The 21,195-nt window shown below is 71.0% G+C and carries 17 protein-coding genes; 3 read left to right on the forward strand and 14 right to left on the reverse strand.

Annotation, left to right across the window (positions count from 1 at the left end):
* Positions 1 to 8 precede the first annotated feature (8 nt).
* The 4 genes from FHS13_RS15275 to FHS13_RS15290 form a co-directional block, all read right to left on the reverse strand.
* On the reverse strand, positions 9 to 2,378 hold the full coding sequence (locus FHS13_RS15275; RefSeq protein ID WP_343065043.1) for a flippase-like domain-containing protein: 2,370 nt from the start codon (positions 2,376 to 2,378) through the stop codon (positions 9 to 11).
* A gap of 67 nt (positions 2,379 to 2,445) precedes the next feature.
* Positions 2,446 to 2,688 carry a type B 50S ribosomal protein L31 gene (locus tag FHS13_RS15280; RefSeq protein ID WP_184292589.1) on the reverse strand — a complete coding sequence of 81 codons (243 nt, stop codon included), beginning with the start codon at positions 2,686 to 2,688 and terminating at the stop codon, positions 2,446 to 2,448.
* Between the two features lie 26 nt (positions 2,689 to 2,714).
* Positions 2,715 to 2,879: a 50S ribosomal protein L33 gene (gene rpmG / locus FHS13_RS21530; RefSeq protein WP_184292590.1), complete on the reverse strand. Its 165-nt coding sequence runs from the start codon at positions 2,877 to 2,879 to the stop codon at positions 2,715 to 2,717.
* A gap of 283 nt (positions 2,880 to 3,162) precedes the next feature.
* A complete protein-coding gene (locus FHS13_RS15290) occupies positions 3,163 to 3,864 on the reverse strand; it encodes a YqeB family protein (RefSeq protein ID WP_184292591.1) in 702 nt (233 codons plus the stop codon).
* 231 nt (positions 3,865 to 4,095) lie between these two features.
* Between FHS13_RS15290 and FHS13_RS15295 the strand changes: the two genes are divergently transcribed.
* On the forward strand, positions 4,096 to 4,740 hold the full coding sequence (locus FHS13_RS15295; RefSeq protein ID WP_184292592.1) for a TetR/AcrR family transcriptional regulator: 645 nt from the start codon (positions 4,096 to 4,098) through the stop codon (positions 4,738 to 4,740).
* Between the two features lie 66 nt (positions 4,741 to 4,806).
* On the opposite strand, the gene FHS13_RS15300 is transcribed toward FHS13_RS15295, so the two are convergent.
* From FHS13_RS15300 to metH, 7 genes are all read right to left on the reverse strand, one after another.
* Positions 4,807 to 6,564: an ABC transporter ATP-binding protein gene (locus FHS13_RS15300; protein WP_184292593.1), complete on the reverse strand. Its 1,758-nt coding sequence runs from the start codon at positions 6,562 to 6,564 to the stop codon at positions 4,807 to 4,809.
* A gap of 43 nt (positions 6,565 to 6,607) precedes the next feature.
* Positions 6,608 to 7,621 carry an ABC transporter permease gene (locus FHS13_RS15305; protein WP_184292594.1) on the reverse strand — a complete coding sequence of 338 codons (1,014 nt, stop codon included), beginning with the start codon at positions 7,619 to 7,621 and terminating at the stop codon, positions 6,608 to 6,610.
* Between the two features lie 87 nt (positions 7,622 to 7,708).
* Positions 7,709 to 9,454, reverse strand: a complete 1,746-nt coding sequence (locus FHS13_RS15310; protein WP_184292595.1) for an ABC transporter substrate-binding protein — start codon at positions 9,452 to 9,454, stop codon at positions 7,709 to 7,711.
* A gap of 100 nt (positions 9,455 to 9,554) precedes the next feature.
* The gene (locus FHS13_RS15315) at positions 9,555 to 10,616 is read right to left on the reverse strand and encodes an ABC transporter permease (protein WP_184292596.1); all 1,062 of its coding nucleotides are present in this window, start codon (positions 10,614 to 10,616) and stop codon (positions 9,555 to 9,557) included.
* Between the two features lie 588 nt (positions 10,617 to 11,204).
* Positions 11,205 to 11,687: a cellulose synthase gene (locus FHS13_RS15320; protein WP_184292597.1), complete on the reverse strand. Its 483-nt coding sequence runs from the start codon at positions 11,685 to 11,687 to the stop codon at positions 11,205 to 11,207.
* Positions 11,688 to 11,910: 223 nt separating this feature from the next.
* Positions 11,911 to 12,645 carry an HAD family hydrolase gene (locus FHS13_RS15325; RefSeq protein WP_184292598.1) on the reverse strand — a complete coding sequence of 245 codons (735 nt, stop codon included), beginning with the start codon at positions 12,643 to 12,645 and terminating at the stop codon, positions 11,911 to 11,913.
* A 249-nt stretch (positions 12,646 to 12,894) separates the two neighbouring features.
* Positions 12,895 to 16,368: a methionine synthase gene (gene metH, locus FHS13_RS15330; RefSeq protein ID WP_184292599.1), complete on the reverse strand. Its 3,474-nt coding sequence runs from the start codon at positions 16,366 to 16,368 to the stop codon at positions 12,895 to 12,897.
* A gap of 367 nt (positions 16,369 to 16,735) precedes the next feature.
* Here metH and FHS13_RS15335 point away from each other — a divergent pair, with 367 nt between their 5' ends.
* The gene (locus tag FHS13_RS15335) at positions 16,736 to 17,575 is read left to right on the forward strand and encodes a PAC2 family protein (RefSeq protein ID WP_184292600.1); all 840 of its coding nucleotides are present in this window, start codon (positions 16,736 to 16,738) and stop codon (positions 17,573 to 17,575) included.
* A 37-nt stretch (positions 17,576 to 17,612) separates the two neighbouring features.
* Here FHS13_RS15335 and FHS13_RS15340 read toward each other — a convergent pair whose 3' ends face one another.
* Both FHS13_RS15340 and FHS13_RS15345 read right to left on the reverse strand, forming a co-directional pair.
* On the reverse strand, positions 17,613 to 18,056 hold the full coding sequence (locus tag FHS13_RS15340) for an ABATE domain-containing protein (RefSeq protein ID WP_184292601.1): 444 nt from the start codon (positions 18,054 to 18,056) through the stop codon (positions 17,613 to 17,615).
* A 112-nt stretch (positions 18,057 to 18,168) separates the two neighbouring features.
* Positions 18,169 to 19,302, reverse strand: a complete 1,134-nt coding sequence (locus tag FHS13_RS15345; RefSeq protein ID WP_184292602.1) for a hypothetical protein — start codon at positions 19,300 to 19,302, stop codon at positions 18,169 to 18,171.
* A 63-nt stretch (positions 19,303 to 19,365) separates the two neighbouring features.
* Between FHS13_RS15345 and FHS13_RS15350 the strand changes: the two genes are divergently transcribed.
* Positions 19,366 to 19,878, forward strand: coding sequence for a nitroreductase family deazaflavin-dependent oxidoreductase (locus FHS13_RS15350; RefSeq protein WP_184292603.1), 513 nt, complete (start codon positions 19,366 to 19,368; stop codon positions 19,876 to 19,878).
* Between the two features lie 45 nt (positions 19,879 to 19,923).
* On the opposite strand, the gene mshC is transcribed toward FHS13_RS15350, so the two are convergent.
* Positions 19,924 to 21,147, reverse strand: a complete 1,224-nt coding sequence (mshC, locus tag FHS13_RS15355; protein WP_184292604.1) for a cysteine--1-D-myo-inosityl 2-amino-2-deoxy-alpha-D-glucopyranoside ligase — start codon at positions 21,145 to 21,147, stop codon at positions 19,924 to 19,926.
* Between the last annotated feature and the right edge of the window lie 48 nt (positions 21,148 to 21,195).

A 21,195-nucleotide genomic window follows, 5' to 3' on the forward strand; every position in this document is an offset into this window, starting at 1 on the left:
GGATCCGGTCAGAGGGCCTCGCGGCGCTGCAGGTGGGCGAAGGCGGCCCAGCCCGGCAGGACGGGGAACCAGAAGGTGAGCAGGCGGAAGAGCAGGACCGCGGGCAGGGCGACCGCGGCGGGAACGCCCGCCACCGCGGCGAGGCCGCCGATGAGCGCGGCCTCCACGGCGCCGAGTCCGCCCGGGGTGGGTGCGGCCGAACCGATCGCGTTGCCCGCCAGGAAGACCACGGCGACGGCCACCAGGCTCACCTCCGTGCCCTCCGGGGTGAAGGCCAGCACCGAGAAGTGCAGGCACAGCACGAACGCGACGGTCAGCAGCAGGGTCCCGCCCACACCGAGCACCAGGCCCGCGGGGCGCTGGAGGGCGTCCAGCAACCTGGGCAGGACGCCGTGCAGGTAGGGGCGGACGCGGGCGCCGACCGCCTGGCGCAACCGGGGCAGTGACAGGGCCGCGGCAACGGCGGCGGTGGCGGCGAGGCTGATCACCACGACCGTGGGCGAGGGTGTGAAGCCCGTCCAGTAGGAGGTCCCGGTCAGATAGGCGCACACCAGCAGCAGGGGGACGTGCACGAGGAAGCCGACCAGCTGGGTGAGGCCGACGGCGGACAGCGCGAGCGGCGCGGGGGCGCCCGCCTTGATCACGAACCGGGTGTTGATCGCGATCGACCCCAGCCCGGCAGGAGCGGCGATACGCACGAACGAGGCCGCGTACTGGGCCATGACGGTGCGCCACCACGGCAGCGGCACGGGGACGAACCCGACCAGGACCATCGCGGCGGCCACCATGCACAGCGTGGCCATGGCGAACGCGCCACCGGCCCAGAGCGGATCGGCCGCTGCGACGGAGCCGAAGTCGACGCCGGCGAGCTGGTACAGCAGCACGAGACCGACGGCGGTCGCGACCACGAAGGTGACGACGGTGCGCGGGCGCATACGCTCCACACGGGCGGGCTCGGACGGCGCCTCGGGGGCGGTCTCCGTCACGCACTCGCGCACCCGGGCGAGCAGCCCCTTCTCGGAGCGCAGCGCGGAGCGCACGGCGGAGGGCAGGCCCGCAAGCTGCAGGTAGGGCAGGACCGCCGCGGTGGCGGGCACCCCCAGGGCGCGCACCGCGGAGTCGACGGCGCGCCGGGGCCCCACCCGCACCGCCAGGAGAGCGATCATCGCGGCGTTGTCGAGAGAGGTCTTGAGCGGGGGCGCGGCCACGGCGCCGCGGTCCGTACCCGTGAAGCCCACGCGCCCGCTCCGCTCCACGACCCCGACGGTGGAGCCGCTGAGGTTGCCGTGGGCGATGCGGCGCCGGTGCAGGCGCCCGAGCTCGCTCCAGCAGGCGTCGAGCAGTTCGTCGGTGAGATCCTCGTCCGCGAGGTCGTCCAGGGGGCGCATGTCCGGAAGGTCGCGGACGAGGATCACCCGGTCGGCGCCGAGCCGGCCGACAGCCAGGACGCGGGGGGCGGCGGCGCCCGCCTCGCGCAGGGACAGCCCCATGAGCGCGCTGTGCTCGGCACGGCGGCGCACACCGTAGAGCATGCGGGGGGCGAAGGGGCCGCGCAGCAGGAGGAGGTCGCGCAGGCGGCGCCAGAAGCCGGAGGTGTTCTCGGAGCCGAGCACGATCACCTCGACGCTCTCACCGCTGTCGAGTTCGGCCAGGTGGCGGGGGTTGCCCTCCTCGTCGTTGCCGGCAGGGGTGACGGCGCGGACCCGGAGGTCGAACCGGAGCAGCTCCTCGCACAGCATTTCCCCGGGGGCCGGTACGGGGGTCGTCCCGATCGCGTAGCGGGCCAGGGAGGCGCAGGTCAGGCCGAGGATGACGGTGAGGAGGAGCGCGGGAAGGCTGGTGACCCCGGCCAGGAGGGCGCACAGCGCGACGGTGGTGCCCGAGGCCCACAGCAGCGACCGGACACGGGGCTGGCCGGGGGGCATGGTGCGGATGAAGGCCAGGGCGGCGGCGACGTAGCCGAGGGTGGCACTGGTGAACAGGTCGTCGGGGGCGCCGGGCAGCGGGGCGGGGACCCGCTGGGGCCCCACGAGGACGGCCAGTGCGGCGTTGACGAGGGAGGACAAGGCGTAGGCCGAGACCACGGCGGCGCCCTCGCGGGCGAGGTCGCGCAGCGCTCCGGCGAACAGGGTCCGCAGGACCGAGTAGCACACCAGCACCAGAAGCAGGAGGTTGGCGCCCAGCGCGGCGAGGAACAGCAGCCCCGGAGGCAGGAGGGTACGCAGCTCGGCGGTACCCGCCGTGTTCTCGCCGTCGGTCGCCACGCGGACCGCGGCCACGATCGCCGCGACCACGAGCAGACCCGCCGCTCCCAGAAGGAGATCGACGGGTCTGCGGGGTACCCGCGTGGCCACGGGGATGTCTGTTGGGGTGTTCACGCTCCCCAGAGTGCCCGAACAGCGCGCCGTTCGAGCACCGTGGTGGGGCGTTTCGCCTGATTGTGTGTCATCTCCGGTAGCGGCGTTCGAAGCGCTCGACGCGGCCGGCGGTGTCCACCACACGGGTGTTGCCCGTGTAGAAGGGGTGGCTCGCGCTGGAGATCTCCACGTCCACGACCGGGTAGGTGTTGCCGTCCTCCCACTCGACCGTCGCGTCGCCGGCGGCGGTGGAGCGGGTGAGGAAGGCGGAGCCGGCCGCGCGGTCGCGGAAGACGACGGTTCGGTAGCCGGGGTGGATGCCGGTCTTCATGAGCTCCTCCTGGTCGGAACTGTGGTTCAGCGCTCTTCGCGGAAATCGACGTGGCGGCGGGCCACCGGGTCGTACTTGCTCAGGACGATCCGGTCGGGTGTGTTGCGCCGGTTCTTGCGGGTGACGTAGGTGTAGCCGGTCCCCGCCGTGGACCTGAGTTTGGTGACGGGGCGGGTCTCGCTGCGTGCCACAAGGTCTCCTCTCGTACTGCCTTCGTGCTGCCCGCCCTCTACAAGGAAATGGTTGCCGTTTTCATTCCCTGAAAAGCAGTCGGGCCGCCCCGCGTCCGGCGCGGCCACATCAGGGACTCCGAGTACTTGCAATGTTGCTCGTGGCACACAACCGCGGTCCTGTGTCCCTGTTCGCCGTGCCGGTCGGTACTCCCGACCGAGCGGGCGCGCCGGTTCCGGATCAGCCTGCGCGGCCGCACGGCTGCGGCAGTGGGCCGCTCGCAACGGACGGCATCCGCGGAGCCTAGCGGACGGTCCGCCAGTACTGGCGTTTTCCCTCGTCTCGGACGACGACGCCGAGCCGGGCCAGCTCCGTGCGCAGCTCGGCCGCCTCCGCGGACTCCTTGGCCTCCAGAGCCGCCTGCCTGGCCCGCAGGATCGCCTGAGCGCCCTGCTCCAGTCCGGGCACGCCGTCGAACCAGCGCCGATAGTCGTCCTGGCAGGGGTCGGCGTCCAGCCACGTGTGGCCGTGCTCCTCGAAGGCGGCGCGCAGCCGAGCCTCGGAATGGCCGGTGCGCTCACGCACGAGCTCGGCGGTATCCGGCCCCAGGACGACGAGGTCCTTGCCGTCGACGAAGGCGGCACCGACCCGGTCGCGAGCGATCCGCACGGTTTCCTTGCGGGTGACGCGCACGGAACCGCCGTCGATCTCCACCGTGACCATCTCGTCGTAGGAGGAGAGGGTGACCAGGGCTCCGGCGAGCAGGCCGGCGGCGGTGAGGACCCCGGTCAGGACGGGCCCGCTGAGGTTGGCCAGGGCCGCCACCGGCTCGGGCCCCGGCAGGAAGGGCAGATGCAGGACCCACTCCGGGAGCAGAGCGAGCCAGGACGGCACCTGGGAGAGCACCCACCCGGTGCCCGCACCGAGCAGCGGGAACACCGTCCAGAGGAACAGGTGGGTTCCGAGTCCGTCACGGACGGCGGTGGGTCTGCGGATGTCGGTCATGTCGTCCCCTTCGTGTGTCGTCGGCGGTCGGTGACGAGGCGGGCGCCGCGCACCGCGATCGAGATCACCGCCGTCCGTCACAGCAGTTGTGCTCTCCTGTGACTGGAGTGTTTCGCCGACCAGCACCACGGCCCCGGTCAGGGCGAGCGGGCCCCTTGCGTCCACGTCCTGCCTCGGGGCCGCTGCGGATTCACTCACCACTTTACTAGTTGACCATATAGGATCCTATACATGCAACCAGTCGACAAGGCAGACGAAGGCGGCGACCGCGAGGAGGAGACCTTCGTCGAGGCCGCGCGGCGCGAGCAGATCGTGTCCGCGGCCGTGGAGGCCATCGCCGAAGAGGGGTACGCCAAGGCCTCCTTCGTTCGCATCGCCAAGCGGGCGGGGATCAGCCCGGGGCTGATCACCTATCACTTCAGGACGAAGGAGAACCTGATCCGCCGGGTCCTCGCCGACATCGACGCCCGTCTGGACCGCTCCATGGAGGGTGGGCCCGAGCCGCTGGAGGGCTTCGAGGACGCCCTGCGGCGCATCGTCACCGGACATGTCTCCCACTGCGCGCGCAACCCTCGTGAGATGACTGCCCGGCGGGAGATCCAGTCGGCGGCCACCCTGTCCGCCGGGCTGCGCACCGAGATCGCCGAGGGGGACCGGGCGGGCCGGGCCGAGCTCGTCGCCTTCCTCGCCGACGGGCAGCGCCACGGGGAGTTCCGCGAGTTCGACCCCGAGGTCTTCGCCGACTCCCTCCTGACCGTGCTCGTCTCCGTCTCCCGTGCGCTGGACGCTCGGCCCGCCGACGCCCACGCCGCCTACGGCCGCGAGCTGGCCGATCTGTTCTGCGCCGCCGCGACCGGACGTTCCCCCGACCGGTGACGGGAACGCGAACGGCCGGGGCCGCCACGGATGTTCTCCGTGGCGGCCCCGGCCGTGAACAGCTCGTCAGGCGACGCGGCCCGCGCGCAGCATCTCGCGCTCGGCGCGGTGGCGCCTGGCCTCGTCCGGGTCGAGGACGGGGGCGGCCGCCAGCAACTGACGCGTGTACTCGCTCTGCGGATTCTCGTACACGCTGTCGCTGTCCCCCGACTCCACCACCTCACCCTTGCGCATCACCAACACCCGATCACTGACCTGACGCACCACCGCCAGATCATGCGCCACAAAGATGTAGGTCAACCCGAAATCATCCTGCAACTCCGACAACAACCGCAGCACCTGATCCTGCGTCGACACATCCAACGCCGACACCGGCTCATCACAGATGATCAACTTCGGCTTGAGAATCAACGCCCGCGCGATCGCGATCCGCTGACGCTGACCCCCCGAGAACGCATGCGGAAACCGGTTGTAATGCCCCGGCTCCAACCCCACCCGCTCCAACAACTCCTGCACCCGCACACGAATCTTTCGGGTGTCCTTCTCCCCCTGCACCCGCAGCGCCGTACCGATCGCATCGCCCACCGTCAACCGCGGATTCAACGACGAATACGGACTCTGGAACACCATCTGCACATCCCGCCGCAGCGGACGCAGCTCCCGCTCCTTCATGTGCGTGATATCGCGCCCATCGAACACCACCCGGCCCCGGGTCGGCTCCAGCAGACGCATCACCGTCCGCGACAACGTGCTCTTGCCCGACCCCGACTCACCCACCACACCCAGCGTCTCACCGCGGTACAGGTCGAAGGACACCCCCTTGACCGCCCAGAAATCCGTCGACCGACCCCACGCACCACCGCGCACCTTGAACCGCTGCGCCACATCCCGCACACTCAACAGCGGCTCACCGCGGCCACCGTCGGCCGAAGGAGCAAAGGCCGCGGGGACAGTGCCCCCTCCTTCGGCCCCGGCCTTGGCCACCCGGTCGGCGCGGTCCTGGGCCCGGCGCTGGGCACGCGAGACCTCCACCCGCGGCACCGCCGCCAGCAGCGCCTGGGTGTAGGGGTGCTCGGGCGCGGACAGCACGGTGCGCACGTCACCGCGCTCGACGGCCTCGCCGTGGCGCATGACCACGACCTCGTCCACCGACCCGGCCACCACCGCCAGGTCGTGGGAGACCAGGATCAGGGCCATACCCAGATCCCGGCGCAGCTCGTCCAGCAGATCCAGCACCTGGGCCTGCACGGTGACGTCCAGCGCGGTGGTGGGCTCATCGGCCAGCAGCACCTTCGGGTCACACATCAGCCCCATCGCGATGACCACGCGCTGGCGCATGCCACCGGAGAACTCGTGCGGATAGGAATTGACCCGCTTCTCCGGCTGGGGGATGCCCACCCGGTCCAGGGCCTCCACGGCCTTCTTGAGGGCCGCGTCCTTGGAGGCCTTCGGGTTGTGGATCTTGTAGGCCTCGACGAGCTGGTTGCCGATGGTGTACTGCGGGTGCAGCGACTGCATGGGGTCCTGGAACACCATGGCGATGTCGTTGCCGCGCATGCGCCGCAGTTCCTTGTCGGAGGCCGTCACGACGTTCTTGCCGGCCACCTCGATGGCACCGGTGATCTTCGCCCGGCTGCCCCGGTGCAGGCCCATCAGCGCCAGCGAGGTCACGCTCTTGCCCGACCCCGACTCGCCGACGATGCCCAGGGCACCGCCGGCGGGCACCTCGAAGGACAGCCCCTTCACCGCCTGGACGTCCCCGTCCATGGTCGGGAAGGTCACCCGCAGGTCGTCCACGCGGACGACGGGCCCGGTCGTGGCCATGTCACATTTCCTTCGCTAGAGCTGGTCTGGTCTGTCGGCGGGGTCAGGCGGCGATCCGCACCCGCGGGTCGACGAGCGGGTAGAGCAGGTCGACGACGAGGTTGCAGATGACGATGAAGACGGCGCCCAGGAGCGTCACACCGAGGACGACGGGCAGGTCCTTGCCGATGATCGCGTCGATGGCGTAGGCGCCGATGCCCTTGAGGGAGAACACCTTCTCGGTGAGGACGGCGCCGCCCAGGACCAGGCCGACGTCCAGACCGAAGATGGTGAGGATCGGGGTCAGGGCAGGGCGCAGCGCGTGCTTGAAGATGACCTTGCGCTCGCTCAGACCCTTGGCCCGGGCGGTGCGGATGTAGTCCTCGCCCAGGACCTCCAGCATGCCGGCGCGGGTCTGGCGCGCATACTGCGCGGCGTGCAGGAAGGCCAGGGTGATCCAGGGCAGGATCATCGCCGTGAACCAGGCGCCGGGGTCCTCGGCCAGCGGAACGTAGCGCGGGACCGGGAGAAGCTTCCAGGAGTGGACCACGAAGGCCAGGGCCAGCAGACCGGTGAAGTAGATGGGCAGGGACACGCCGACGAGGGCGGTTCCCATGGCCAGGCGGTCGAAGAGGCTGCCCTTCCTGACGGCGGAGAGGACACCCACGGCCACACCGCCGATGAGCCAGATGACCGCAGCACCCAGTGCCAGCGACACCGTCACCGGAAGCCGACTCAGGAGCTGCTCGAGGACGGGGCTGTTGGTGGTGAAGGAGTAGCCGAGGCAGGGCGCCGCGCACTCCACCGTCTCGCGGCCGAACACGTACTCGGTGCCGAAGATCAGGTCCTTCACGAAGTTGAAGAACTGCACGACGACCGGCTGGTCCAGGCCCAACCGCTCCACCGTCGCGTCGAGCGCCTCCGGCGTGGGGGCCTTGCCCACGTACAGGGCGGCCATGCCGCGCGGGGTCACGCCCGCCCACTTGGGCAGGACGAAGAAGATCCAGAAAGTCACGGCCGTGACGACGGCGAGCAGCAGCAGCCCCGCGCCGAGGCGGCGAAGAATGTAGTTCAGCATCTCGGTCAGCGGCGGGGGCACCCGCGGGGCCGCGGGGCCCCCGCCGCTTTCACCTGCCTTCTCGTACTAGTTCAGGCGGGTTGTGTCTCAGCCGCGGTCCACGCCGAGCGCCATGAAGTCGTACATCATGTAGGCGGCGGAGTAGTAGACGTTGGTCAGCTCGTCGGAGCGGTAGAACATCGAGCGGTCGAACACGACGGGCAGGATGGCGGCCTGCTCCATGACCAGGGTGTCGATCTGCTCGTAGAGGTTGGCGCGCTCGTCGGGGGCCTCGGTCCGGAGGGCCTCCTCCCACAGCTCGTTGACCTCGGGGTCGTCGAGTTCGGCGGTGTTGTAGTTACCGGTCTCCTGGATGGCGTCGCCCGCGGTGATCTTGTAGGCGAAGCCGTAACCGGTCGCCCAGTCCGGGCCCCAGCCCGAGACGCTCAGGCCGATGTCGTTCTCGCGGACGTAGTCCTGCGAGCCGGCGTACTGGGCGAAGAAGTCCTCGGCCGGGAAGGTCTGGATCTCGGCCTCGATGTTGACCCGCTTGAGGGCCTCCTGCAGGGCCTCGGCGGTGGCGATGTCGTTGGGACGGCCGTCGCGCACCGCGATGTTGGTGGAGAAGCCGTCGTCCTCGCCGCACTCCTCGAGCTTGGCCTGGGCCGCCTCGAGGTCACCCTTGTTGTCCTCGGAGGGGTACAGGTCCGACTCGGGGTCGGAGCCGTCCAGGGTCGGCGGGAGCAGGTTGGTGGCGATGTCGCCACCGCTGTCGCCGCCCCAGGCGCGGTGCAGGCTGTCGCGGTCGGCGGCGTACATGATCGCCTGGCGGCAGGCCACGTCCTCGATGACCGGGGTGTGGATGTTGACGTAGCGCAGCGCACCGGAGTACGGGTTGTCCAGGTTGGCCTGGGCGGCCTCGTCGGTGATCAGCTGGCTCTTCATGGTCGGGCCGACGCCGTTGCCGGAGAGGTCGACGTCGATCTCGCCGTTGACCAGGCGCTGGTCGATCTCGTCCTGGTCGACACCGATCTCGACGGTGATCTCGTCGGGCAGAGCCGTGCGGATCGGGTCGGTCGCGCCGTCCCAGTTCTCGTTGCGGACCAGGTCGAGCTTGACGCCGGGCTCGTAGGAACCGTCGAACTTGTAGGGGCCCGAGGAGAGGACGTTCTCCTTGTACAGCGCACCCCGGTCGGCGTCGACCGGCACGGGGGCGGTCTGCGGCTGGGTCAGCACGTACGGGAACTCGGAGAAGCTCTCCTTGAGGTGGAAGACCAGGGTGTGGTCGTCCGGAGTCTCCACGGCGGTGAAGGCCGCCAGCGGGTCGTCGGTCTCGTAGACGTTGAAGGGCTCCTGGTCGAGGTGGGACTCGAAGTAGCGCGGGCCGTTGGGCAGCTCGCCGCCGTTGTAGTTGGAGCGGGCGATCGCGTACTTGATGTCCTGCGCCGTGATCGCGGAGCCGTCCTCGTACTTGAGGCCCTCCTGGATCTTGACGGTCCACTCGGTGAAGTCGTCGTTGGGCTCGGGCATCCCCGCGGCCAGGTCGGTGACCAGCTCGGTGGACTCCTGCCCCGGGGCCGGGGCGAAGGCCAGGAGGGTACGCGCGTAGTAGCGGGAGAAGTTCCAGCTGAACGCGTAGTAGGTGTCACCGGGGTCGGTGGAGTCGAAGTCCGAGGAAATGGCGTAGCGCAGCGTGCCGCCGGTCGTCTCCGAGGCGTTGACGATCTCGGTGGAGCCCTGGTCGAAGGCGGCACCGGAAGCGCTGTCGCCGCTGCCGGAGTCCCCGCCGCACGCCGACAGGAAGATGGACGCCGCCGCGCCGAGCGCGACGAAGCCGAGGGTGCGTTTCCTCACGGATGTACCTCTCTTGCGAACCTGCAGTTGGATGGGATGAACCTGCCATAGGACGTTTGAATCCCAGCGGTAGAGAGCAGGTCCCGCCGGGATCCCGACGTCAGTCGGAGGTCTTGGGGTCGAAAGCATCTCGGAGGCCGTCACCGAACAGGTTGAACGCGAGCACGGTGATGAAGATGGCCAGGCCGGGGAAGATGATGAAGTAGGGAGCGGTCGAGTAGTGCGAGACCGCTTCGGAGAGCATCTTGCCCCAGCTGGGGGTCGGCGGGTTGATACCGACGCCCAGGAAGCTCAGGGCCGCCTCGAACAGGATGTTCGTGGGGATGAGCAGGGTCGCGTAGACGAGGATCGGCGTGACGAGGTTCGGCAGGATCTCCTTGAACAGGATGTGCCGGTTGCTCGCACCCAGGCTCCTGGCCGCCTCGACGAACTCGCGCTCACGCAGCGAGAGCGTCTGCCCGCGGACGATGCGGGCGATGTAGGGCCAGTTGAAGAAGCCGATGATGAAGACGATGACACCGATGCGCAGTCCGTTGCCGGTCAGCCCGAGGATGCCCTCGGGAATGACGCCGACCAGGGCGATGGCGAACAGCAGCAGCGGGAAGGCCAGGAAGATGTCCATGGCCCGGCTGATGACGGTGTCGACCCAGCCGCCCTTGTAGCCGGCGATGATGCCCAGGACCGTGCCGAGGGCCACGCACACCAGGGTGGAGAGGAAGGCGACCAGCAGGGAGATCTGCGCGCCGTAGAGGATGCGGCTGAACAGGTCGCGCCCGGTGACCGGCTCCACGCCCAGCAGGTGCTCGGAGCTGATGGCTCCCCACCTGTCGAGGTACTCGGAGCTGGGGAAGGCACCAGGGGGCACAGGGTTGTCGGGGTCCTTGTAGGGAAGGCCCGTGTTCGGCTCGAGCAGATCCTGGTGGTACTGGGTGGGCGGGTGCCCGAACCACTTGGCCAGGAGCGGTGCGAGGATCGCGGCGAGGATGAGCAGTACGACGACCACTCCGGAGATCATCGCGACCTTGTCCTTGCGCAGGCGCTGCCAGGCGATCTGGCGCAGGGACCGGTTGTCGGAGCCGCCGCGCCCGTCAGGGGCCTTCGTGACGGTGTCGGCAGCTTCCGGCTGCTCCACCGACTCAGGGGCATGCGAGGGCGCGCTCATCAGGCCACCATCTCCACTCATCGCTTCTGCCGAGGGACACGGCACACACGTGAGCCTGAAGCAGGACCCCGATCGGGGTCTCACGGGTGGTGCCGGTCGGTTCTCGACGCTGGCTGGCGTGGGCGTCGGGCCGCTGCGGCGGGATGGTGCCCACCGCCGCGGACTCCTCCCCTCGGAGGTGCCTCGGATCACAGGAGAGATTCGGCACTTCCGGGTTCGTTCCGCCCGGGCTGTTACATAGCGACCAACCTACTCGCCAGTCAGAGGCGCACTGTCCAACATCTGCCCATGTAGCTAAATTGTGACAAACACCGTTAAACAATCTTTATGGGCCGAAATGCCCACAAAATCCCCTCTGCTTCGGGGCAGGGGCCCAAGAGGGGCGGGCAAGAGGTCGTCGCGGGGACAACCCTAGAGCTGTGCTCCTTACGAGTCATCACAAGGTGGGACAAGCTATGGCAAGTGCTATGTCCTTCTCCGGTGTCCGGCCGCGCACCGGCAGCGACGAAGGACCTCGGGAAAAGAGTGAGGGCCGCCCGCCGGAGCGGTGCGGCCCTGCTTCCGACGGGCCCCGAGGGGCCCGCGCTGTCATTCGATCCCGTGCTTGCGCAGCAGGTCCTCGATGTCGCCGAGGTCGTCGTCCTTCTTACCGCCCCCGGCCGGCCCCACCTGCCCGGCGGTGCCGGCGGCGGGCGCCGCGCCCTTGCGCTCCGGCCGCTTCGCGGAGACCTCTCCCCCGCCGGCCCGGTCCTTGGTCCCCACACCCCGTGCGCGCATGAACCCCGAGACGACGTAGAGCACCGCGGCCAGGGCCGCCACGGCCACCCCGGCCCAGACCAGCGGGTTGAAGACCAGGCCCACCAGGATCCCCACAACGCTCAGGAGGAACTGCCAGACAGCGTTCATCAGGCCGAGCAGGCCCGCCGCCAGGGGCAGGAGGGACCACGCCACCCCGCGCAACCCGGCGGCCGCGCCCCGGGCCCGCCAGACGAGGAGGCTGACGACCAGTCCCACCAGGGTGAGGCCGCCGCCCGCGATCAGACCGGTCGTCATCGTCAGAGTCTCAGGCATGGTGCCAGTCTCCCATCCGGTACCGCGGCGCACATCCGGCCGATCCCCTAGGGCATTCTCGGGACCCGTCGAAGGACCTACCCGGTGCCGCGGCCGCCGACCCGTCCCCGGACCGGCGGATCGGCCGGGACGCACGCGAAAAGTACCGCCCGCCCGGTGGAACACCCGCCGGACACCGCACCCCGGCGGCCCGCTCCCGACCCCGGGACCGGGGTCACGTCGGTCAGGACCGGGACGGTGAGCCCTCCCGGTCACCGCTCGGGTGGGCGGCCACCAGCGACTCCAGCCACTCCAGGTCGACCCCGACCAGGCTGTCGCGGAAGACGACACCCTCCCTCGGCGGAATCTCGACCAGGTTGGGGACCGCGACCGTGACACATCCGGCCGAGGCCGCCGAGGCCACACCGACCGCCGAGTCCTCGAAGGCGACGCAGCGGCGCGGGTCGACACCCAGGCGCTCGGCGGCCGTGAGGTAGGGCGCGGGGTGAGGCTTGTTGGCCTCGACCTCGTCCCCGGCCACCGAGTCGTCGAAGTTCTCCAGGCCGATACCGCCGATCGCGGCGGCGACCAGCACGCGCTCCGTGGAGGTCACCAGGGACACCGGCACCCCTGCTTCCGAGAGCATGCGCACCAGCTCCTTGGCGCCCGGGCGCAGGGCGGCCCCCTCCGCGATCCCGGCGCGGAAGCGGTCGTAGAGCATGTCCGCTGCCTGGCGGGGGGTGAGGTCGCGGCCGGTCAGCTCCACGATGTAGCGGCCCACGGACTCGGCGGACCCGCCCACGTTGCGCAGATGGTCCTCCTCCGTCCACACTCCCCCGAGCGCGGCGGTGACCTCGGCCTCGGCAGCGCCCCACAGGTGCTCGCTCTCGATGAGCGTTCCGTCCATGTCCAGCAGGACGGCCTGCAGGCGGCGCCCCGCGGGGACGGTGTCGCGATGCTGTGTGGTCTGCTCGGTCATGTGATCGGCGGTGCCGGGCACCGCTCCCCCCTCTGTGCGTCCGAAAGTCGTCCCCGGGTCGCCCCCGACGGCACCCGGGCACGGCTGCGGTCCCCATCGTGGCGGCCCGGAGGCACCGGCGTGTGACGGGGACCTGTCACCGCTCTTTCCACAGTACGAACAAAGGGGGCCCGCCGCCGCCCGGCGACGGGCCCCCGACGGAGAGTTGCCCCACACCGGGGCGGCCCCGGGTCGGGGCCCGCGCCGGTGTCAGACGTTGAAGTAGGTGGCCTCCGGGTGGTGGACGACGATCGCGTCCGTGGCCTGCTCGGGCACCAGCTGGAACTCCTCCGACAGGGTCACCCCGACCCGCTCGGGCTCCAGCAGGCTCATGATCTTGGCGCGGTCCTCCAGGTCCGGGCAGGCCCCGTAGCCGAGCGAGAACCGGGCGCCCCGGTAACCGAGCTTGAAGAACGCCTCCAGCTCCGCGGGGTCGTCGCCGGCGAAGCCCAGCTCGGCACGCACACGCGTGTGCCAGTACTCGGCGAGGGCCTCGGTGAGCTGCACCGACAGGCCGTGCAGCTCGAGGTAGTCGCGGTAGGCGTTCTTCTCGAACAGCTCGGCGGTGGCGCGGCTGATCGCCGAACCCACGGTCACCACCTGGAACGACACCACGTCCAGCTCGCCCGACTCCTTGGGCCGGAAGTAGTCGGCCAGGCACAGGTGGCGGTCGCGGCGCTGGCGGGGGAAGGTGAAGCGGGTGCGCTCGGTGACCCCGTCCTCGTCCAGCACGACGAGGTCCTCACCCTCGCTGTAGCAGGGGAAGTGCCCGTGCACGACCGCGGCCTCCAGCAGCCCCTCGGTCTGGATGCGGTCCAGCCACATGCGCAGGCGCGGGCGCCCCTCGGTCTCCACCAGCTCCTCGTAGGTGGGGCCGTTGCCGCCGCGGGCGGACTTGAGACCCCACTGGCCCATGAAGGTGGCGCGCTCGTCCAGGAAGGACGCGTAGTCGGCCAGCGGGATGCCCTTGCTGATCCGGTCCCCCCAGAAGGGCGGTACGGGGATGCGGTTGTCGGTGGCGACGTCGCTGCGGGCCGGCATCTCCTCGGGCTCGGTGACCTTGAGGACGGCGCCCCGCTTGACGCGCCGTTGGCGCAGCTCGGGCAGCTTGGCGCCCTCCACCCCGCGCTTGACCGCCATGACCGCGTCCATCAGGCGCAGGCCCTCGAAGGCGTCCTTGGCGTAGCGGACCTCGCCCTCGAACAGCTCGGCCAGGTCCTGCTCCACGTAGGAGCGGGTGAGCGCGGCACCGCCCAGCAGGACGGGGTAGCGCTCGGCCAGGCCCCGGGAGTTCATCTCCTCGAGGTTCTCCTTCATGACCACCGTGGACTTGACCAGCAGGCCGGACATGCCGATGACGTCGGCGCGCTCGCGCTCGGCGGCCTCCAGGATCGCCGTGACGGGCTGCTTGATGCCGATGTTGACGACGTCGTAGCCGTTGTTGGACAGGATGATGTCGACGAGGTTCTTGCCGATGTCGTGGACGTCGCCCTTGACGGTGGCCAGGACGATGCGGCCCTTGCCGTCGTCGTCGCTCTTCTCCATGTGGGGCTCGAGGTGGGCGACGGCGGCCTTCATGACCTCGGCGGACTTGAGCACGAAGGGGAGCTGCATCTGGCCGGAGCCGAACAGCTCGCCGACGGTCTTCATGCCCGACAGGAGCGTGTCGTTGACGATCGCCAGGGCGGGCCTGCTCTCCAGGGCCTCGTCGAGGTCGGCCTCCATGCCGGCGAGCTCGCCGTCGACGATGCGGCGCTCCAGCCGCTCCCACAGCGGCAGGGCCGCCAGCTCCTCGGCACGCGAGGCCTTCAGGGACGTGGCGTCGACTCCCTCGAACAGCTCCATGAAGCGGGCGAGGGGGTCGTAGTCCGCGGTACGGCGGTCGTAGACCATGTCGAGGGCGGTCTCGCGCTGCTCCTCGGGGATCTGGTTGATCGGCACGATCTTGGAGGCGTGCACGATCGCCGAGTCCAGCCCGGCGCGGACCGCCTCGTGCAGGTAGACCGAGTTCAGCACGACGCGGGCGGCGGGGTTGAGACCGAAGGAAAGATTGGACAGGCCCAGTGTGGTCTGGACGCCGGGGTAGCGGCGCTTGATCTCGCGGATGGCCTCCAGCGTCTCCAGGCCGTCGCGGCGGGTCTCCTCCTGGCCGGTGGTGATGGGGAAGGTGAGGCAGTCGATGATGATGTCGCTGGTGTCCAGGCCCCAGTCGCCGGTGATCTCCTCGATGAGGCGGACCGCCACCTCCACCTTGCGCTCGGCGGTACGGGCCTGGCCCTCCTCGTCGATGCACAGGCCGACCACGGCGGCGCCGTGCTCCTTGACCAGGCCCATGATGCGGGTGAAGCGGGAGCCGGGGCCGTCGCCGTCCTCGTAGTTGACCGAGTTGACCACCGCGCGCCCGCCCAGGGACTCCAGGCCCGCCTCGAGGACGGCCGGCTCGGTGGAGTCGAGCATGAGCGGCAGGGTGGAGGAGGTGGAGAAGCGGCCGGCGAGCTCGCGCATGTCGCGGACGCCGTCACGGCCGACGTAGTCGATGTTGAGGTCGAGCAGGTGGGCGCCGTCGCGGATCTGGTCGCGGGCGATCTCCACGCAGTCGTCCCAGCGCTCCTCGAGCATCGCCTCGCGGAACTTCTTGGAGCCGTTGGCGTTGGTGCGCTCGCCGATGGCCAGGTAGCTGGCGTCCTGGCGGAAGGGCACGCTCTGGTAGAGGGAGGAGGCGGCGGGCTCGACGACGGGCCTGCGGTCCTTGATGCCCCTTCCCTGCACCCGTTCGACGACCTGGCGCAGGTGCTCGGGCGTGGTGCCGCAGCAGCCGCCGACCATGCTCAGGCCGAACTCGGAGGTGAAGGTGTCGTGGGCGTCGGCGAGCTCGGCCGGGGTGAGCGGGTAGACCGCGCCGTCCTTGCCCAGCTGGGGCAGCCCGGCGTTGGGCATGCAGGAGATGGGCACCCGCGCGTGGTGGGACAGGTAGCGCAGGTGTTCGCTCATCTCGGCAGGACCGGTGGCGCAGTTGAGGCCGATCATGTCGATGCCGAGCGGTTCGAGGGCGGTCAGGGCCGCGCCGATCTCCGATCCGAGGAGCATCGTGCCGGTGGTCTCGATGGTGACCTGGGCGATGATCGGGATGTCGCGGCCGGCGTCCTTGCGGGCGCGCCGGGCGGCGACCACGGCGGCCTTGACCTGGAGCAGGTCCTGGCAGGTCTCGATGAGGACGGCGTCGGCGCCGCCGTCGATCAGGCCGCGGTGGCACTGCTCGTAGTAGTCGCGCAGGAGTGCGTAGGGGGCGTGGCCGAGCGTGGGCAGCTTGGTGCCGGGACCGACCGATCCCAGGACGTAGCGGGGCTGGTCGGGAGTGGAGAAGGAGTCGGCGGCCTCGCGGGCCACGGCGGCCCCGGCCCGGGCGATCTCGTAGGTGCGGTCCTCGATGCCGTACTCGGCCAGACCGGCGTAGTTGGCGGAGAAGGTGTTGGTCTCGATGCAGTCCGAGCCCACGGCCAGGAAGGCGGCGTGGACACCGTGGACGATGTCGGGACGGGTGATGTTGAGGATGTCGTTGCAGCCCTCGTGCCCCTCGAACTGGTCGAGGTCGAGATCGTGCGCCTGGAGCATGGTGCCCATCGCTCCGTCCGCCACGACGACACGCTGGGACAGTGCTTCACGGAAGGTCAGGCGAGCTCTCATGTTCCGCAACTCTAATCTCGTGGCACCCGGGGACCCAGCAGGCGACCCCCTGTTTCCCGGATGTGCGGGAGCCCCTGCCGGCGGGTGTCCGGCTCTCTCCGCCCTCGGGGCGGTGGCGGCGCTGCCGCGGGGCGGGTGGGTGACTCGCTGGGCCGGCCCGCGGTGCGATCGGGTCGGAGCGTCCGGGGACAGCGGTGTCCGGGTCAGGCGCTGCCTGCGAGGCTACCCCATCGCCCGTCCCGACAGGTGAGACAGGTGTCCCACAGTTCGTCGCGTCGCTGGTCACGGAAGGGTTTCCGGTGACGGTTTCCCGGTCCGGGTGCCACCCCGTAGGGTGGACTGCGTTCGCGTGCAGGAAGGGGCGCCGATGACCAAGCTCACCCGGGAGCTTGTCGATCCTGTGCTGGTGGCTGCGTTCGAGGGATGGAACGACGCGGGCGAGGCGGCGAGCCTGGCCCTGGAGCACCTGGCCAAGGAGTGGGACGCTCAGGAGTTGTGCGCTCTCACCCCTGACGACTACTACGACTTCCAGGTCACGAGGCCCCGGTTGGCGGTCTCCGAGGGCCTGGTGGGCAGGGTCGAGTGGCCCACGACCAGCGTCCGGGTGGCCTCGCCGCCGGGCGCCGGGCGCGACGTGGTGCTGATGACCGGGCCGGAGCCGAACATGCGGTGGCGGTCGTACGCGGCCGACCTGCTCTCCGTCGCCCGGGAGCTGGGGGTGCGGCGCGCGGTGATGCTGGGTTCGCTGCTGTCGGACTCCCCGCACACCCGGCCCGTCCCGGTGACGGGCATGGCCTCGCCCGTGGAGCTGGGCTCGCGGGCCGGCCTGGAGCCCAGCACGTACTCGGGGGCGACCGGCATCGTGGGCGTGATGCACGAGGCCTTCAGCGGCGCGGGGATCGACACCGTGTCCCTGTGGGCGGCGGTTCCCCACTACGTCTCGCAGCCGCCGTGCCCCAAGGCCGCGCTGGCGCTCCTGGCGTGGGTGGAGGACGTGCTGGAGGTGAAGGTCCCCCTGGGCGAGCTCCCCGAGGAAGCGGTGTCGTGGGAGGCCGGTGTCGACGAGCTGACGGCCGAGGACGAGGACATCGCCGCCTACGTGCGGGGCCTGGAGGAGGCCAAGGACACCGCGGAGCTGCCCGAGGCGTCGGGCGACGCGATCGCCCGCGAGTTCGAGCGCTACCTGCGCCGCCACGACGACGACTGAGGCCGCCGGTGCCCGGCGGCCCCGGGCACCGGCCGGCTCAGCTCCCGGTGCCGCTCCCCGCGGCCTGGGCGGGGCGCAGGCGGCGCCACTCCCCCGAGGACAGGAGGACCGCCCAGGCGCCCGCGATACGGGCCAGGCCGCGGCGGACCTCGTCGACCACGGCCGGGGCGAGGGGCGCGGGGTCCTCGGAGGAGGGCACCAGCCGGACGGTGACGCGCAGGCCGTCGAGGACCTTCTGCGCGCGGGCCGCCGCCTCCTGGCCGTGGGGGTCCCCCGACAGGACGGCGCGGATGCCGTCGCGCAGGGTCAGGGCCTCGTCGAGGTCGGCGAGGGTGATGGGGATGGCTCCCTCGGTGGCCAGCCGGTGCCGGCGCAGGAAGCGGGCGAGATCGGCGCGGTCGGTGAGCTGCCCTCCGCTGGAGACGAAGTCGAGGATGAGTTCCGCGGAAGAGCTGAGCCGCGCGGGGGTCTGGATCGTCATGGCGCCATCCCACCATGCCGGGGGGACGAAAACCGGTGAACGACCGGACTTCTGACCGCAGTCGGTCACCGCGCGGGCAGTGCCGGCCCCGCAGAACCCGCCGCGAGGGCCCTCAGCGGATGGCGAGTTCGAGGAGGCCCTCGCGGGTGCAGGGCAGTCCGAGCAGGCGGAGGCCGAGAGCGAAGTTGGCGACGCCGCCCTCCCACAGCGGCCCGTGGTCGACGACGGCGCTCAGATAGGCGCGCTGGAGCTCGGTCGGCGCCCCGGGCTCGCCGTCGGGGAAGGCCAGGGCCAGCAGCGGCGAGATCTCCACCGCACCGGTGTAGGTGGACGACAGCGGCACCAGCGCCTGCAGCACCGGCAGGAGGCGTTCGGCGTCGGCCGGGGTGCTGCGCTCGGCGAGGACTCCGACGAGGGTGAGGCGCACATGGCCGCAGAAGCGGTCCGGGCGGTCCTCGAACCAGGCGTCGGCCGCGCCGGGGTCGGCCAGGGCCGCCGCCAGTTCCCGGGTGGCCGCAGGGTTCGTGCTCTGCCCGGGGGCGAGCGCGGCGCAGGCGCGGATCGCGGGATCGGCGTGGGAGAGGAACTCCGCGGTGTCGACGCCGTTCTGCCCGAGTGCCAGGACGATCGCGGCGCCCTCGTCCCGGGTCTCGGCCATGTCCGCCGCGCCTGACAGGTCCGGTTCCAGGCCGCCGAGGCGGGCGAGCGCACCGGCGGCCTCCACCGCGCGCATGCGCGTCCGCCGGTCGGTGTGGGTGAGGAAGGGCCGGACCGCCTCGTACAGGACCGGCGCGGCGGCGCGCAGCTCCTCCATTCCCCGGGACATGAGGACACCCACCGCCTCCTCCTCCCACACCTCCGCGGCCTCCTCCTCGTCCTCGGAGCCCATCGCGGTGTGGATGCGCTCCACCTCCGCAGCGGGGAGGGGGTCGGGGACGGGCTCCTCCGGGCAGGAGGGGTCGACGGCCGATCCGACGCGGGAGAGGAAGCCGAGCAGGTCCCGCCGCAGGTCCGCCGGGGCACCGGGGAGGACCCCGGCGACCAGCAGCGCGGCGGGGGCGGTCGCCGGGTAGACGGTGCCCTGATGGAGGATCGCGCCGTACAGGTACTCCAGGGCCCGCTCGTGCCCCTCCGTGTCGTCGCCGAACAGAGGGGCGAGGTGTTCGGGGGCGTCGGAGCCCTGCCCGTAGGCGTGGAAGGTCCGGGTCCAGTCGGTGCCGCGGAGTACGTCCGCTCCTGTCTGCATGGGTAGGGAGTGTGGCAGCGGCCGACGACGTTTTCCGCGTCCGCAGCACAGAACAGGAGTCGTATGTCCTTCGCCGAACCTCCCACCTCTCCCTTGTCCAGGGCCCTGTTCCGCGCCCCGGTCTGGATCTACCGGGCCGGGCTGGGGCCTCTCATGGGCGGCCGGTTCGTCCTGCTCACCCACAAGGGGCGCAGCAGCGGACAGGCCCGCCAGGCCGTGCTGGAGGTGTTGGAGCACGACCGCGGAACCGGGGAGGTACTGGTCGCCTCCGGCTACGGGGCCAGGGCCCAGTGGTTCCGCAACATCCTGCGGGAGCCGCGCGTGCTCTTCCAGGTCGGCGGTGTCCGGCACCGGGGCCACGCCCGGCCGCTGCCGCCGCAGGAGTCGGGGCAGGCCCTGGCCCGCTACGCCGCGAGGCACCCGCGCAGCGCCGCCGCGCTGATGCGCGCCCTCGGCCACAGGGCCGACGACAGCGCCGAGGCCTACGCCAGGATCGGCGCGGACACCGAGAACGGGACGCCCGTCGTGCGCCTGGTCCCGGCCGGGCCCCGCCGGCCCGGCACCCTCACGACTTGAGGGCGGGCCCCGCCGGGGCCCGCCCCCTCCGCCAGGTCCCCTCCGTCAGAGGGCCACACCCAGCAGGGTGTCGGCGGTGGCGCGGGCCAGCGCCGGGGCTCCGGTGTCGGTGCCGCCCTCGGCCAGGGCGGTGTCGGTCCATGCGTCGACGGCGGCCAGGGCGGCGGGCGAGTCCAGGTCCTCGGCCAAGGCGGCTCGCACCGCGGCCAGCAGAGGCGCGGCGTCGGGTGCCTGGCCCAGGGCGAAGGCGGCGCGCCAGCGCTCGGCCCGGCGGGTCGCGACAGGCAGCTCGGCGTCGGTCCACTCCCACGGGCTGCGGTAGTGGTGGGCGAGCATGGCCAGGCGGATCACGGGCGGCTCCACCCCCTGCTCGCGCAGCTTGGAGACGAACACGAGGTTGCCCCGCGACTTCGACATCTTCTCGCCGTTCAGACCGACCATGCCCACGTGCAGGTGGTTGTGGGCGTTGGCGGAGCCGGTGGCGCAGCGGGTCTCGGCGGCGCCCATCTCGTGGTGGGGGAAAATCAGGTCGCTGCCGCCGCCGTTGATGTCGAACCCCGGGCCCAGGCGATCCAGTGCGATGGCGCTGCACTCGATGTGCCAGCCGGGCCGGCCCCGGCCCAGAGGGCTGTCCCAGGCGGGCTCGCCCGGGCGCTCGGCACGCCACAGCAGCCAGTCCAGGGGGTCCTTCTTGCCGGACCGCTGCGGGTCGCCGCCGCGCTCACCGAACAGCTCCAGCATCTGGGCGCGCTCCAGGCCGCTGATGCGGCCGAAGTCCTCGGCATCGGCGACGGAGAAGTACAGATCCCCGTCGAGCTCGTAGGCGGCGCCGCTGTCGCGGATGCGGACGGCGAGGTCGCTGATGAGGTCGATCGACTCCACGACGCCGACGTAGGAGGTCGGGGGAAGGATCCGCAGGGCCGCCATGTCCTCGCGGAAGACGTCGATCTCCCGGTGGGCCAGATCGCGCCAGTCGACGCCGAGGGCCTCCGCCCGCTCCAGGAGGGGGTCGTCGATGTCGGTCGTGTTCTGCACGTAGTTCACGTCGTGCCCGGCGTCGCGCCAGACCCTGTTGACCAGGTCGAAGGCCAGGTACGTGAAGGCGTGGCCCAGGTGCGCTGCGTCGTAGGGGGTGATGCCGCAGGCGTACATCCCCGCCCGCGGCCCCGGAGTGGTGGTCCTCGTTCGACCTGTGGCGGTGTCGTGGACACGCAAGGGGCCGCCGGTACCCGGCAGAGGGACGATGTCAGGCGCAGACCATGAACGCATGCCGGAAGCCTATCCGGGCACTCCACCGCCAAACGCCCGGGGAGGTAC

The organism is Nocardiopsis algeriensis (assembly GCF_014203695.1).
Classification (GTDB): domain Bacteria; phylum Actinomycetota; class Actinomycetes; order Streptosporangiales; family Streptosporangiaceae; genus Nocardiopsis; species Nocardiopsis algeriensis.

Coding starts and splice junctions, on each gene's coding strand:
- FHS13_RS15280 (WP_184292589.1), bottom strand. CDS start 2,688: ATGAAGACCGGCATCCACCCCGGCTACCGAACCGTCGTCTTCCGCGAC.
- FHS13_RS15315 (WP_184292596.1), bottom strand. CDS start 10,616: ATGAGCGCGCCCTCGCATGCCCCTGAGTCGGTGGAGCAGCCGGAAGCT.
- mshC (WP_184292604.1), bottom strand. CDS start 21,147: ATGCGTTCATGGTCTGCGCCTGACATCGTCCCTCTGCCGGGTACCGGC.
- FHS13_RS15340 (WP_184292601.1), bottom strand. CDS start 18,056: ATGACGATCCAGACCCCCGCGCGGCTCAGCTCTTCCGCGGAACTCATC.
- metH (WP_184292599.1), bottom strand. CDS start 16,368: ATGAGAGCTCGCCTGACCTTCCGTGAAGCACTGTCCCAGCGTGTCGTC.
- FHS13_RS15290 (WP_184292591.1), bottom strand. CDS start 3,864: ATGACCGACATCCGCAGACCCACCGCCGTCCGTGACGGACTCGGAACC.
- FHS13_RS15350 (WP_184292603.1), top strand. CDS start 19,366: ATGTCCTTCGCCGAACCTCCCACCTCTCCCTTGTCCAGGGCCCTGTTC.
- FHS13_RS15300 (WP_184292593.1), bottom strand. CDS start 6,564: ATGGCCACGACCGGGCCCGTCGTCCGCGTGGACGACCTGCGGGTGACC.
- FHS13_RS15295 (WP_184292592.1), top strand. CDS start 4,096: ATGCAACCAGTCGACAAGGCAGACGAAGGCGGCGACCGCGAGGAGGAG.
- FHS13_RS15325 (WP_184292598.1), bottom strand. CDS start 12,645: ATGACCGAGCAGACCACACAGCATCGCGACACCGTCCCCGCGGGGCGC.
- FHS13_RS15345 (WP_184292602.1), bottom strand. CDS start 19,302: ATGCAGACAGGAGCGGACGTACTCCGCGGCACCGACTGGACCCGGACC.
- FHS13_RS15335 (WP_184292600.1), top strand. CDS start 16,736: ATGACCAAGCTCACCCGGGAGCTTGTCGATCCTGTGCTGGTGGCTGCG.
- FHS13_RS15320 (WP_184292597.1), bottom strand. CDS start 11,687: ATGCCTGAGACTCTGACGATGACGACCGGTCTGATCGCGGGCGGCGGC.
- FHS13_RS15305 (WP_184292594.1), bottom strand. CDS start 7,621: ATGCTGAACTACATTCTTCGCCGCCTCGGCGCGGGGCTGCTGCTGCTC.